Origin of the sequence: Streptomyces sp. NBC_00019 (genome assembly GCF_045041015.1) — a bacterium.
Classification (GTDB): Bacteria; Actinomycetota; Actinomycetes; order Streptomycetales; family Streptomycetaceae; genus Streptomyces.
In genome coordinates this window covers 1337766-1351697 of the sequence record NZ_CP108302.1, presented here as the reverse complement: position 1 = coordinate 1351697, position 13932 = coordinate 1337766, and the positions used below count along the sequence as shown (strand labels likewise).

Genomic DNA, 13932 nt, shown 5'->3' with positions numbered 1-13932 from the left:
AACGTCTCCTTCACCAACCACAGCAATACGGGCGACCGATCATTCGGTCGAGTTGCTGAGGATCAGTAATCCAGGCCACTGGCGATCAAGCAAGGGGTCGGTCCGCACTTTCTCGACGCGTCGTTCCGCATCGACCTGGCTCCGGGAGGGAACTCCGTTGCGACGGGGGCGCAGGACGGTGAGGATCAGCGCCATGCCGACCTTCACCTCGTACGACGGGACCGAACTCGCCTACCACCTGAAGGGTGAGGGGCCGCCGCTCGTCGTCCTGCCCGGCGGACCCATGCGCGCCTCCGTCTACCTCGGGGACCTGGGCGGCCTCAGCATCCACCGTCGACTCGTCCTGCTCGATCTGCGGGGCACGGGGGCTTCCGCGGCTCCCGCTGATCCGGCGACGTACCGCTGCGACCGGCTCGTGGACGACGTGGAGGCGCTGCGGGTTCACCTGGGGCTGGCGGAGATGGATCTGCTCGCGCACTCGGCCGGTGGCAGTCTCGCCATGCTGTACGCCGCCCGGTATCCGACGCGGGTGCGGCGGCTGGCGCTGGTCACGGCCATTCCGTGGGCGCTGGGCATGCCGGTGACGGACGAGGACCGGCTGGCGGCGGCTGTGTTGCGGAAGGACGAGCCGTGGTTCGAGGAGGCGTTCCCCGCGTTCGCGGCCTCGCTCGACGGGACCGGCGGTTACGACCCCGTGTTCGCGCCCTTCTTCTACGGCCGCTGGGACGAGGCCGCCGCGGCGCACGACGCGCGCGGGGACGAGGAGTTCAACGACGAGGCGGGCGACGTGTACGGATCGACGGGCGCCTATGACCCGCCCGCGACCCGGGAGGCGCTCGGGCGGCTGGATCGTCCGGTGCTCGTGCTCGCGGGGGAGGTCGACAACGCCCCCCGGCCCGAGCTCGCCCGCCGCGCCGCGGACGTGTTCCCGCACGCCGAGCTCGTGGTGCAGCCCGGTGCCGGGCACTATCCGTGGCTGGACGACCCGGAGTGGTTCGTACGACGGATCATCACGTTCCTCGGGGCGCCGCTGCCCTCGGCAGGGTAGGGACGTTACTTCGCGTACGCCGTCATGAACCGGTCGCGGAACTTGTCCATGCCCCACTCGGGCGCGTTCCCGGCGGGCTTGAGCCCGTCCGTCCAGCCCCAGTCGGCGATCCGGTCGAGGACCTTCGGGTCGCGGGCCACGATGGTGATGGGCACGTCCTTGTTGGTGTCGCCCCCGGTGACGGTCGGGACGGGCTGGTGGTCGCCGAGGAAGACGAGGACCGTGTCGTCGTCGCCGTAGCGCTCGACCCACTCGGTCAGGCTCTGCAACGAGTACTCGACCGCCTTGCGGTACTCCGTGCGCACCGACTTGGAGCTCTTCCAGACCTCCCCGGGGTCCGTGCCCTCCTTCTTGATCTGCTCGAACACCGAGCCGTCACCGAGCTGGTCCCAGTCGACCATGCGGGCGATGGGGGACCAGGGGTTGTGGCTGGAGGCCAGGATGATCTCCGCCATGATCGGGTCGCGGTTCTCCTTGCCGTGCTCCAGGCGCTCGAAGGCCTCCAGGCTGAACTGGTCGGGCACCGGCGTCCAGCTGAAGTAGGGGCCGTTGTAGCCGAGGTGCGTGGAGTCGTAGATGTGGTCGAGGCCGAAGTACTTGCCCTCGGGCCAGGCCTTGCGGACCCCCGGCACGATGCCGACCGTGCGCCAGGCGCCGGTCTTCTGGAAGTAGCTGGTCAGGGTCGCGCGGTCGCCACCGGTCAGGCTCCGGTAGCGCTGCTGGTTCTTGACCCACAGGCCGGACAGGAACGTCGAGTGGGCGAGCCAGCTGCCGGCGCCCGTCACGGGCGACCGGAGCCAGGCGCTGCGCGAGGCGAAGCCGGCGGCCTTGAGCCTGCTGTTGCCCTCCTGGAGGGCCGCGTCGATCTGCGGGGCCATCGCCGGGTCGTCGATGGCCACCCGGCCGTAGCTCTCGATGAAGGTGAACAGGACGTCCTTGCCGCGCAGCCCGTTCAGCAGCTGGTCGGGCGGGGTCTTGGCGAAGGCGTCGACGGCGGCCTGCTTCTCGAACTCCTGGGCGTCGAAGATCCCGTCGCGCACCTGCTGCACCCGGTTGGCGACGAACTGCGTGTTGCCCTTGGTGGCGAAGGGGACCCCGCCGAACTGCACGCCCAGCGTGAAGCAGACGATCCACACGATGCCGAGGACGAGCGTGCTGCGCAGAGCCACGGGACGGTGCCGGACCAGGAGGTTCGTCAGCCGTACCACCGCGAGCGTGCACACCGCGAGGACGGCGACGGCCAGCACGATGGCCCCGGTCACCGCGAGCACCTGCCCGGAGCGGCCGAACGACTCCCTGACGAAATCGGTCGCGTCGTCCAGCAGGATCCAGTCGAAGACCAGGTCGAAGGGGCGGGCCAGGACCTGGCGGAAGCCCATGTCGAGGAACTTGACGATGGTGAACAGCCCGATGAGCACGCCCGAGACGACGGCCGTGATGCGCCGTCCCCGCCTCGGCAGCGCGAGGAGCAGGCCCGCGAGGAGGATCGCCTCCACGGGCAGGCGCAGGAACGCCTGGAGGTTCATCCGGTCGAGGCGGTTGGGCATGAGCAGCGCGCCGAGTACCAGGGCGGCGGCGAGGACGGTCGCGCCGATGGTCATGCCGCGTGCGGTACGGGGGAAGCGGGTCCGCCAGCCGAACCAGCCGGACTTCGTCCTGACCTCCTCGACCGTCTCCTGTCCCGTCTCCTGGTCGTCCGTCTCCGCACCGCCCTCGGCGGCTTCCGGCAGCTGACGAGAGCGAGGTGTGAAGAGCGACACCCGGCGGTCCTTCCGTACGGTCTTGCGATGGCATGCCAACAGGGCCCTGTGACCGAGCCTGCCACCACCAGTACGTCCGCACGTCACCTTCGGTTCAATCCCACGGGACCGAAACCGAGGAAAAGCCGAGGAAAAGCCGAGGAAGGGGCCGGGGAGTCACCCGTCCGCCCGCACCGCCACCTCCCGTGCCCACCGGTAGTCGGCCTTCCCACTGGGGGACCGCTGGATGGAGTCCTCGATCACCAGCTGACGCGGGATCTTGTAGCCCGCGAGCTGGGAGCGGCAGTGCGTCCGGATGTCGTCGAGGGACGGCCGGGGCGCGCCCTCCCGTAGCTGTACGACGGCTGCCACATGGTGGCCCCACTTGGTGTCCGGCACCCCGGCCACCAGTGCGTCGTACACGTCCGGATGGGACTTGAGCGCCTGCTCGACCTCTTCGGGGTACACCTTCTCGCCGCCGGTGTTGATGCACTGGGAGCCCCGGCCGAGGACGATGACGACGCCCTCCTCGTCCACGGTCGCCATGTCGCCGAGCAGCACCCAGCGCTCACCGTCCTTCTCGAAGAAGGTCTCGGCGGTTTTGCGCGGGTCGTTGTAGTAGCCCAGCGGTACATGGCCGCACTGCGCGACGCGGCCCACCTCGCCCACCGCGATCGGCTCGTGCGTGGCCGGATCGACCACCTGGGTACGGGAGTTGACCCGCACCCGGAAGCCGCGCTCGGGGCCGGCGTCATCGGTGGCCGTGCCGTTGAAGCCGGACTCCGAGGAGCCGAAGTTGTTGAGCAGCATCACGTTCGGGACGAGCTCCAGGAACTGCCGGCGTACGGTGTCCGACATGATCGCCCCCGACGAGGACACGCTGAACATCGACGAGGTGTCCGTGCCCTTCATGGGGCCCTTGAGGGCGTCGATCAGCGGCCGCAGCATCGCGTCCCCGACCAGGGACATGCTGGTGACCTTCTCCTGCTCGATCGTCCGCAGTACGTCCTCGGGTGAGAACTTGCGGTGCAGCACGACCCGTTGGCCGAAGTTGAAGCCGATGAACGCGGTGAGCGTGGAGGTGCCGTGCATCAGCGGGGGAGTGGGGAAGAAGGTGATCCCCGAACCGCCGGCCGCGACACGCTCGGCGAGCTCCTCGGGCTTCTTCACCGGCTCGCCGGTCGGCGCCCCGCCGCCCATCCCCGAGAAGAACAGGTCCTCCTGACGCCACATCACACCCTTGGGCATCCCGGTGGTGCCGCCGGTGTAGATGATGAACTGGTCGTCGCCGGAGCGCTGCGGGAACCCGCGTTCGGGGGACCCGGCGGCCTCGGCGTCCGTGAAGGCCACGGCGTCCACGCCGGGCACGGCGTCGCCCACGCGCACGAGGTGGCGCAGCTTCTGGGTCAGCGGCAGCGCGGCGGCCACCCGGTCGCTGAGCTCCGCGTCGAAGACCAGGCCCACCAGATCGGCGTCCCGGTAGAGATAGACCAACTCGTCCTCGACGTAGCGGTAGTTGACGTTCACCGGCACGGCCCGGGCCTTCAGACAGCCGAGCGCGACCTGCAGGTACTCGATGCCGTTGTACATGTGCAGCCCGACGTGCTCACCCGGTTGTATCCCGCTGTCGATCAGATGGTGACCGATGCGGTTGGCCGCCGCGTCCAGCTCCGCGTACGTCAGCCGGCGCTCCGCACCCGTGCCGGGGATGTCGATGTACACCAGCGCCTCGCGGTCCGGGACCACGTCGACGACCGACTCGAACAGGTCGGCAAGGTTGTACTCCACCGCTCCTCCTGACCTCGCTCCGCACCGGTTGCCGGTCATCAGAGCAAAGGGCGACCCAACTGTGAAGGCTCCGCGCGAAGAAATCTGACTGACTGTCAGAAAACTCTTGAAGAGCCCGGGCCGCTCCTGCAACCTGTTCTCGTTCTTTCAGAGGGGAGATGGGCTATGGGTGGGACGGAACACCTCACTGTGCAGCGCGAAGGCGCCACACTGGTGCTCACACTCAACAGGCCGGAGGCCAAGAACGCGCTCTCGCTGGCGATGCTCGTCGGCCTGTACGACGGCTGGGTCGAGGCCGACGCCGACGACTCGGTCCGCTCGATCGTGTTCACCGGCGCGGGCGGCTCGTTCTGCGCCGGCATGGACCTCAAGGCCCTGGCCGGCAAGGGCATGGAGGGAGAGCAGTACCGGGACCGGCTCAAGGCCGACCCCGACCTGCACTGGAAGGCGATGCTGCGCCACCATCGCCCCCGCAAGCCGGTGATCGCCGCCGTGGAGGGCCACTGCGTCGCCGGCGGCACCGAGATGCTTCAGGGCACCGACATCAGGGTCGCGGGTGAGTCGGCGACCTTCGGCCTGTTCGAGGTCAAACGCGGCCTGTTCCCGATCGGCGGCTCCACGGTCCGCCTCCAGCGCCAGATCCCGCGCACCCACGCCCTGGAGATGCTGCTCACCGGCCGCCCGTACAGCGCACGCGAGGCCCTGGACATCGGCCTGATCGGACACGTGGTCCCCGACGGCACGGCACTGACCAAGGCCCTGGAGATCGCCGAACAGATCAATGCCTGCGGCCCGTTGGCGGTCGAGGCCGTCAAGGCCTCGGTGTACGAGACCGCCGAGATGACCGAGACCGACGGCCTCGCCGCCGAACTCAAGCGCGGCTGGCCCGTCTTCGACACCGCCGACGCCAAGGAGGGGGCCCGCGCCTTCGCGGAGAAACGACCGCCCACCTACAAGCGAGCGTAGCGCTCGGCTGGGTGCGGCGGTTCGGACACCGCGGGCCGTCAGTGGCTGGTCGCGCAGTTCCTCGCGCCCCTTCCGGGCGCGATCCACCCACCTTGCTCCGAAGGAGGCAACCCCGATGCCCGCAGTCCTCAAAGCTCCCCTGATCGTCGAGTTCCCGTTCACCCGCTCCCTCGGCCCCGTCCAGAGCGCGTTCCTCACCGGCCTGCGCGACCGCGTCGTCCTCGGTGTGAAGACCGGCGACGGCCGCACCCTCGTACCCCCCGTCGAGTACGACCCCGTCACCGCCGGGGAGATCCGCGACCTCGTCGAGGTCGCCCCCACCGGCACGGTCACCACCTGGGCCTGGAACCACGAACCCCGCCGCGGCCAGCCCCTCTCCTCGCCCTTCGCCTGGGTCCTGGTCCGCCTCGACGGCGCCGACACCGCCCTCCTTCACGCCCTCGACGCACCCGGCCCCGACGCCGTGCACACCGGCATGCGCGTGCGCGTCCGCTGGGCCGAGGACCGCGTCGGCGCGATCACCGACATCGCCTGCTTCGAGCCGTACGACGGTGACCCGGCCGAACCGACCGGCCACAGCGGCGAGTTCGAGGACCCGGTCACCGGAATCGTCGCGGCCGCCCGCCTCGACTACGTCTACTCGCCCGGCCGTGCCCAGACCGCCTACATCAACGCCCTCTCCGAACGGCGCAACGTCGGCGAACGCTGCCCGTCCTGCCGCAAGGTGTACGTGCCGCCCAGGGGCGCGTGCCCCACCTGCGGCCTCGCCACCTCGGAACAGGTGGAGGTGGGGCCGGGCGGCACGGTCACCACGTTCTGCATCGTCAACATCAAGGCGAAGAACCTCGACATCGAAGTCCCCTACGTCTACGGCCACATCGCCCTCGACGGAGCCGGGCTCGCGCTGCACGGACGCATCGGCGGCATCCCGTACGACCAGGTGCGGATGGGCCTGCGCGTCGAACCGGTGTGGACGGAAGGGGGCCGCTTCCCCGACCACTACCGGCCCACGGGAGAACCCGACGCGGACTACGAGACGTACAAGGAGCTGCTGTGACCAGGGACATCGCCGTCGTCGCCTTCGCGCAGTCCGACGTCCTGCGCACCACCGAGGAACAGTCCGAGGTGGAGATGCTCATGCCGGTCCTGCACGACGTCCTCGACCGGACCGGCCTGAAGACCGCGGACATCGACTTCACCTGCTCCGGCTCCAGCGACTACCTCGCCGGCCGCGCCTTCTCCTTCACCCTCGCCCTCGACGGCGTCGGCGCCTGGCCGCCGATCTCCGAGTCGCACGTCGAGATGGACGGCGCGTGGGCGCTGTACGAGGCCTGGACCAAACTGCTCACCGGGGACGCGGACACCGCGCTCGTCTACTCCTACGGCAAGTCCTCACCCGGGTCGCTGCGCGATGTGCTGACCCGGCAGCTCGACCCGTACTACGTCGCGCCCCTGTGGCCCGACTCGGTCGCCCTCGCCGCCCTCCAGGCGCAGGCACTCATCGACACGGGCGCCACCGACGAACCGGCGCTGGCCGCGATCGGTGCCCGCAGCCGTGCGGTCGACAACCCGCGTGCCCAGCTCAAGGGATCCGTCCCGCAAGGGGACTACGTCGTAAGGCCGTTGCGCACCGGTGACTGCCCGCCGATCGGCGACGGGGCGGCCGCGGTGGTGCTCGCGGCAGGGAAGCGGGCCCGCGAACTGTGCACGCGCCCCGCCTGGATCCGCGGCATCGACCACCGCATCGAGGCACACGCCCTCGGCGTCCGCGACCTGACCGACTCGCCCTCCACCCGCCTCGCCGCCGAGAAGGCGGGCGCCTTCCGACAGCCCGTCGACACCGCCGAGTTGCACGCGCCGTTCAGCTCCCAGGAGGTCGTGCTGCGCAGGGCGCTGAGGCTCGACGACGACGTCCGGGTCAACCCGTCCGGCGGGGCGCTCGCCGCCAACCCGATGATGGCCGCAGGGCTGATCCGTATCGGTGAGGCCGCCGCCCGTATCCATCGCGGCGAGTCCGACCGGGCCCTCGCGCACGCCACCTCCGGTCCCTGTCTGCAACAGAACCTGGTCGCCGTACTGGAAGGGGATCCGCGATGAGCAAGGAGCCCGTGGCCGTCATAGGCGTCGGTCAGACCAAGCATGTCGCGGCCCGGCGGGACGTGTCGATCGCCGGGCTCGTACGGGAGGCGGCGCGACGGGCCCTCGACGACGCCGAGTTGGGCTGGGCCGACATCGACGCCGTCGTCATCGGCAAGGCGCCCGACTTCTTCGAGGGCGTCATGATGCCGGAGCTGTATCTCGCGGACGCGCTCGGCGCGGTGGGCAAGCCGATGCTGCGGGTGCACACGGCGGGCTCGGTGGGCGGTTCGACGGCGCTGGTCGCCGCGGGGCTCATCGCGGCCCGCGTGCACGGCACCGTCCTGACGCTGGCCTTCGAGAAGCAGTCCGAGTCCAACGCCATGTGGGGCCTGTCCCTGCCGATCCCCTTCCAACAGCCCCTGCTGGCCGGGGCGGGCGGCTTCTTCGCCCCGCACGTACGCGCGTACATGCGGCGCAGCGGCGCGCCCGACACGGTCGGCTCGCTGGTGGCGTACAAGGACCGGCGCAACGCGCTCAAGAACCCGTACGCGCATCTCCACGAGCACGACATCACCCTGGAGAAGGTCCAGGCCTCGCCCATGCTCTGGGACCCGATCCGCTACTCCGAGACCTGCCCCTCCTCCGACGGGGCCTGCGCGATGGTGCTCACCGACCGGGCGGGTGCGGCCCGCGCGCCGCGCCCGCCCGCCTGGATGCTCGGCGGCGCCATGCGCAGCGAGCCGACCCTCTTCGCGGGCAAGGACGCCGTCTCGCCGCAGGCCGGAAAGGATTGCGCCGCCGACGTGTACCGGCAGGCGGGCATCGCCGACCCGCGCCGGGACATCGACGCCGTGGAGATGTACGTCCCGTTCTCCTGGTACGAGCCCATGTGGCTGGAGAACCTCGGCTTCGCCGACGAGGGCGAGGGCTGGAAGCTCACCGAGGCAGGAGTGACGGAGCTGGACGGCGATCTGCCCGTCAACATGTCGGGCGGTGTCCTGTCCACCAATCCCATCGGTGCCTCCGGCATGATCCGCTTCGCGGAGGCGGCCCTGCAGGTGCGGGGGCAGGCCGGGGAACACCAGGTGGACGGGGCCCGCAGGGTGCTCGGGCACGCCTACGGCGGCGGATCCCAGTTCTTCTCGATGTGGCTCGTGGGGTCCGAACCCCCTGATGCGTGAATTGCCTCCCTGAAGGTCACCGAAAGGTCCCCCTCACGTGGCCTGTCGGCACTCGGAGTCGATCGCTAGGCTGACCGCGGACGACGCAATCGGGAGGAGCACGGACGTGGCCGAGACCACCATCCAGCAGCAGCCGCTCATGGGCTGGGACAAGCCCCAGCTGGACCTCAGCAGCGCCGACTGGCACTCCAGCAGCCGTGGCCTGGGGGATGTCCAGATCGCCTTTGTCGAGGGTTTCATCGCGATGCGCAACAGCGGCCGCCCGGAGAGCCCTTCCCTGATCTTCACACCTGCAGAGTGGGGCGCGTTCGTGTCGGGCGCGCGGGAAGGGGAGTTCGACCTCACGTGACGTGACGGGCCGATCCGGCGGTGTTTCACCTGTATTTCCGGACACGCGACCTTGAGCAGCCTGCCGGGGCCGGCGTCTGAGCGACGCTGGCGCCCGGGGGGAAGGTCGTACTCCGGAGGTGAGGAACCCATGAGCACCCTGCCGGTCATCGCGGCGGTCGACGGTTCGGACGACAGCCTGCGCGCCCTGGACTGGGCCCTCGACGCCGCCCGCAGGCGGCGGGCACCGTTGCGGGTGGTCCATGTACGGCAGTACGCCGCGTGGGCCCGGCCCGACGTCCTGACCGCCGGGCCGCCGGAGCCGGACCAGGATTCGGTGCTGGACCAGGTACGCACCCGGGTGGCGGAGATCGCCGGCCGGCGATGGAATATCTCGCGCTGGAGGGCGCACCGCCCGCGCTGCTGCCCGAACTGGGCTCGACCGCACAGCTGTTGGTGCTCGGCTCACGCGGGCGCGGCGGCTTCGCCAGCCTGCTGCTCGGCTCCAACGGTATGGCCGCCGCGCGCGATGCGGAGTGCCCGGTGGTCGTGGTGCCGCGGCCGGGTCGTGAGGTGGAGTCGGAGACGCCCGTCGAACCGGGGCCGCGTGTGGTCGTGGGCCTCCAGGCCGACAGCCCTGACGAGACCACGCTCGCCTTCGCCTTCACCGAGGCCGCCCTGCGGGGCGCCCGCCTCCAGGTCGTCACCGCCTACCAGTGGCCGCTCCAGTCGTGGGCGATGCCGGGCGAACTCGTCCCCGTGATGATCGACCAGGACGCCGTCGAGAGCGAGACCCGCACGCTGGCCGAAGGCTTCCTCGCCCCGCACCGCAAGCGGCATGCCGATGTGCGGCTCGAACTCTACGTGGCCCCGGGCGATGCGGCCGGCCACCTCGTCGGGGCGTCCAAGGACGCGGAGCTCGTCGTGGTCGGGCGCCATCGGCGCCGACTGCTGGCGCCTGCCCGCATGATGGGCTCGGTGACTCAGGCGGTGCTGCTGCATGCGGCGAGCCCGGTGGCCGTGGTGCCGCCGGAACCCGGGACCGCCTAATGGGTGAGAGTGCCGCCTATCATTAGGTCCATGCAGGACTCGACCCACAGGGACACCCGCCTCGCGCTCGACCTCGCCCTCACCATCCGCCATGACGGCCACGGGGGCGTGGCCGATGACCTGGGCGAGCCCGCCGGGCTCACCGCATGGGTGCGGGCCCACCCCGACGTCGTGCCGCAGGGCGCCGCGTACGTGGCCGGAGACACGGAGCTGACCGCCGTACGAGAGCTGCGCGCCGCCGTCCGAGCCCTGTTCGCCCGCGCGGTACGCCCCGGAGAGCCGAGCCCAGCCGATGCCGCACGGCTGCTGCCCGCACCGCAAGCCGTCGAACTGCTCAACACGGCTGCCGCCCGCACCCCCACCGTCCCCGTCCTGCGATGGTCCGACGGTGCCGAACCGGCCGTAGAGCGTCGGGCGATGCACGGTGAAGAGGAGCTGACATCAGTTCTCGCGCAGGCCGCGATCGGCTTCCTCACCGGCCCGGACCGGGAGCGGTTGCGCGCGTGCCACGCGCCGCGCTGCGTGCGGTACTTCATCAAGGAGCACCCGCGACAGGAGTGGTGCAAGCCGTCCTGCGGGAACCGGGCTCGGGTGGCTCGGCATCATGAGCGGCACAAAGGGAGCGCTTAGCCGCGCTCAGTGCCGAGCCTTACCGTTCAAGGTCGACGCGTTCGAGGCGAATGGAACAGGGGTCCGCCGACACGGGCCCGCACCGCCCGCCGGAAGCGTACGCTGAGGTGCCTGTAGGTCACGGTGCGCGTCCGCTCCCCGCGTGGGCGTATCACCGTGGCAGGGGGTGCACCATGGGCCGGCGCAGCACCAGGAACAGCAGGACGCTTTTCGAGCGTGAGAGTGAACTCGCCGCCGTGGACGAGGCGTTGGGCGAGCTCACCGGTTTGCGTGCGGACGGGTCGGAGTCGGCCGGTCGGCCTCGCGGCGCTCTGCTCGCCTTCGCCGGAAGGGCCGGGATCGGCAAGACGACCCTGCTGGCCGAGGTCCGTCGGCGTGCTGCCGCACGAGGCTGCACCGTGCTCTCCGCGCGCGGTGGTGACCAGGAGCAGCGCGTCGCCTTCCACGTGGCCCGGCAACTTCTGCAACCCCAGTTCGCCGGAGCGGCGGAGGACGATCTCCGTGCCCGGTTGGGCAGTTGGTACGACATCGTCGGCCCGGCCCTCGGGCTGTGCGCGCCCACCGATGGCGCCCCGCCCGATCAGCAGGGCCTGCGGGACGGACTGGACTGGGTACTCACCCATCTCGCCGTGCAGCGCGCCCCGATGGTCCTGGTCCTCGACGACGCCCACTGGGCGGATCCTGAATCCCTGCGCTGGCTGGCCGCGTTCGCACCGCGCGCCGAGGAACTCCCGCTGCTGCTCGTCGTCGGGTACCGGCCCGACGAACTCCCCGATCACGCCGAGTCGTTCCGGGGACTGCCCGGGCGCGCCGGTGGCCGGCCCATCGACCTCGAGCCGCTCAGCGCGGTCGCCGTCGCCGGTCTCGTCCGCGAAGCACTCGGCACATACGCCGACGACGCGTTCTGCCGCGAGTGCTGGGCCGTCACCGCAGGCAACCCCTTCGAGACCGTCGAGCTCACGGCCAAGGTGCGCGACCGCGGCCTGACCCCCACCGAGGCCGGTGCCCATCTGCTGCGCGACCTCGCCGCCGCGGTCAAGGGCAGCGGACTGATCGCCCGGCTCGAACGGCTCGGCACCTCCACCGTCCGCTTCGCCTGGGCCTGCGCCGTCCTCGGCACCGAGATCCATCCCCAGCTGGCCGCCGCCGTCGCGGGGCTCGGCCAGGAGGAGGCCGCGGACGCCGCGGACGCCCTGCGTGGCGCCCGTGTCCTCACCGGTGCCGACATCCTGGAGTTCGTCCACCCGCTCATCGCCACCGCCGTCTACCGGGCCATCCCCCCAGGGGTCCGCGTCGCCCTGCACGGCCAGGCCGCCTGGTGCGTCATCAACGACGGACAGGGCCCCTCGGTGGCCGCCCGCCACCTCCTGGAGACCCACCCCGACGGCGACACCTGGGTCGTACAGCAACTGCGAGCCGCCGCCGGCGAGACGGTCCGCTCCGGAGCCCCCGACGCCGCCCGCAGCTACCTCGCCCGCGCCCTGCGCGAACCCCCGCTCTTCGAGGACCGGGCAGCCGTGCTGTACGAACTGGGCAGCGCGTCCCTGCTCACCGAACCGGCCACCACGGTGAACCACCTGCGCGCCGCGCTGGAGGAGCCCATCGCCGACCGGCAGTTGCGGCACCACATCGTCTACCGGCTCTCCCAGGTCCTCGCCCACAGCGACCGGCTCGCCGAGGCCTCCGACACCCTCGCCCGCGAGATCCGCGTCACCGAGGACGCGCGCGTCAAGCTGCGCATGGTCGCCGAGCAGTTCATGTGGGACGCCTTCCGTGCCGACGAGCCCGACCACCCCTCCCGCTCCCGCCGGCTCACCAAACTCGCCGACCGCCTCAAGGGCCGCGACCTCACCGAGCGGTACATCATCGGCCTGCGCGCCTGGGACGCGACGCTGCGCGGCGAACCCGCCCATGTCGCCCTCCATCACGCCGAACGCGCCCTCGCCGGCGGCCTCGGCTGGGCCGAACCCGACCGCGGTTTCGAGGTGCCCGTGCTGGTGGCGCTGGCCTTCATGTACGCGGACCGCCCCGGCCGTGCCGAAGAGCTCTTCGCCGCCGGGATCGCCGACTTCGAACGGCAGGGCTGGCGCGGCGCCCACCTCTCCTTCGGCTACACCCTCCTCGCCTACCTCCGCTTCCGCCGCGGCCGGCTCGCCGAGGCCGAGGACTTCGTGCGCGCGGGACTCAGGCTGGCCGAACGCGTCGGGCCGGGCACACCCGCCCACTGGTACGCCGTCGGCATCCTCATCGAGGTCCTGCTCGCCCGCGGGCGCGTCACGGAGGCTGCGCAGACCGCCGAGGACTACTCCTTCAACGAACCTTTCCCGGCCGCCGTGATCTTCCCCGACGTCCAGACCGTCCACGGCGAACTGCTGCTCGCCCGCGGCCTCACCAAGGACGCGGCCGCCGAGCTGGCGGCAGCGGGCCGCCGTCTCGACCCCCGTGGCATCCGCAACCCCGCCTGGTGCCCCTGGCAGCTCCACCTCGCCCGCGCCGAGAGCCACGACGCCCCTGAACGCGCGGTCACCACCGCCCTCGAAGCAGTGGCCCGCGCCCGCCAGTTCGGCGCCCCCTCCGCCATCGGCCAGGCCCTGCGCACGGCCGCCGAGGTGTCCTCGGGCACGGTCCGGGTGAAGTACCTGGAGGAGTCGGTCGCCCACCTGGAGTGCTCCCCGGCCGCTTACGAGCTGGCATGTGCGCTGGTGGCGCTGGGCACGGAGCTACGGCGCACGGGGCGCCCCACGGAGGCGGCGGAGCACCTCTACCGGGGCCTGGACGCGGCGGTGCAGTGCGGTGCGGATGGCCTGGTGGAGGCGGCCCGCGACGAACTGGCGGCGGCGGGTTTGCGCCCGCGGCGGCTGCACAGCACGGACACGGACACGCTGACGACTCGCGAACGCACGGCAGCCACCATGACGGCCGAGGGCCTCACCAAGCGTGAGATCGCCGACGGGCTGGGCATCGACGAGCCGGCGGTCACCCGCCTGCTCTCGGCGGTCTACCGAAAGCTGGGCACCGACCACAGTGGACTGGCAGCGGCTCTCAAACCAACGTAGCCCCCCACCCACCAAGGGGCGCGGGGCCGTGTCGATGTGCGGCTCCGCCGCGTGGGCGCGACCAGCCC

The 13932-nt window shown here is 71.2% G+C and carries 11 protein-coding genes and 1 pseudogene; 9 read left to right on the top strand and 3 right to left on the bottom strand.

Translation table 11 applies throughout. The features are described 5' to 3' along the window. Nucleotides 1–39 precede the first annotated feature (39 nt). Nucleotides 40–195: a hypothetical protein gene (locus tag OHU89_RS06655; protein ID WP_405640808.1), complete on the bottom strand. Its 156-nt coding sequence runs from the start codon at nt 193–195 to the stop codon at nt 40–42. Between OHU89_RS06655 and OHU89_RS06650 the strand changes: the two genes are divergently transcribed. Further along, a complete protein-coding gene (locus OHU89_RS06650; protein ID WP_405640806.1) occupies nt 194–1048 on the top strand; it encodes an alpha/beta fold hydrolase in 855 nt (284 codons plus the stop codon). The two genes, OHU89_RS06655 and OHU89_RS06650, sit on opposite strands and share 2 nt — an antisense overlap. 5 nt (nt 1049–1053) lie before the next feature. Here OHU89_RS06650 and OHU89_RS06645 read toward each other — a convergent pair whose 3' ends face one another. Together OHU89_RS06645 and OHU89_RS06640 are read right to left on the bottom strand one after the other, a co-directional pair. After that, nucleotides 1054–2808, bottom strand: coding sequence for a sulfatase (locus OHU89_RS06645; protein WP_405640804.1), 1755 nt, complete (start codon nt 2806–2808; stop codon nt 1054–1056). Between the two features lie 156 nt (nt 2809–2964). Then, nucleotides 2965–4575 carry an acyl-CoA synthetase gene (locus OHU89_RS06640; RefSeq protein ID WP_405640802.1) on the bottom strand — a complete coding sequence of 537 codons (1611 nt, stop codon included), beginning with the start codon at nt 4573–4575 and terminating at the stop codon, nt 2965–2967. Between the two features lie 165 nt (nt 4576–4740). Here OHU89_RS06640 and OHU89_RS06635 point away from each other — a divergent pair, with 165 nt between their 5' ends. From OHU89_RS06635 to OHU89_RS06600, 8 genes and pseudogenes are all read left to right on the top strand, one after another. Further along, nucleotides 4741–5541 carry a crotonase/enoyl-CoA hydratase family protein gene (locus tag OHU89_RS06635; protein WP_351688121.1) on the top strand — a complete coding sequence of 267 codons (801 nt, stop codon included), beginning with the start codon at nt 4741–4743 and terminating at the stop codon, nt 5539–5541. Nucleotides 5542–5656: 115 nt separating this feature from the next. Next, a complete protein-coding gene (locus OHU89_RS06630) occupies nt 5657–6598 on the top strand; it encodes a Zn-ribbon domain-containing OB-fold protein (protein WP_405640800.1) in 942 nt (313 codons plus the stop codon). Then, entirely contained in the window at nt 6595–7638 is a 1044-nt protein-coding gene (locus OHU89_RS06625) for a thiolase domain-containing protein (protein WP_405640798.1), read from the top strand. The genes OHU89_RS06630 and OHU89_RS06625 overlap by 4 nt, the downstream gene beginning before the upstream one ends. Then, nucleotides 7635–8801: a thiolase domain-containing protein gene (locus OHU89_RS06620; RefSeq protein WP_405640796.1), complete on the top strand. Its 1167-nt coding sequence runs from the start codon at nt 7635–7637 to the stop codon at nt 8799–8801. Before OHU89_RS06625 ends, OHU89_RS06620 begins: the two co-directional genes overlap by 4 nt. Before the next feature lie 106 nt (nt 8802–8907). Continuing rightward, on the top strand, nt 8908–9150 hold the full coding sequence (locus tag OHU89_RS06615; protein ID WP_266896638.1) for a DUF397 domain-containing protein: 243 nt from the start codon (nt 8908–8910) through the stop codon (nt 9148–9150). A 129-nt stretch (nt 9151–9279) separates the two neighbouring features. Further along, nucleotides 9280–10178 (top strand): annotated as a pseudogene (locus tag OHU89_RS06610) (universal stress protein). A 30-nt stretch (nt 10179–10208) separates the two neighbouring features. Further along, nucleotides 10209–10808, top strand: a complete 600-nt coding sequence (locus OHU89_RS06605) for a CGNR zinc finger domain-containing protein (protein WP_405640794.1) — start codon at nt 10209–10211, stop codon at nt 10806–10808. Between the two features lie 173 nt (nt 10809–10981). After that, nucleotides 10982–13864, top strand: a complete 2883-nt coding sequence (locus OHU89_RS06600; RefSeq protein WP_405640792.1) for an AAA family ATPase — start codon at nt 10982–10984, stop codon at nt 13862–13864. Nucleotides 13865–13932 lie beyond the last annotated feature (68 nt).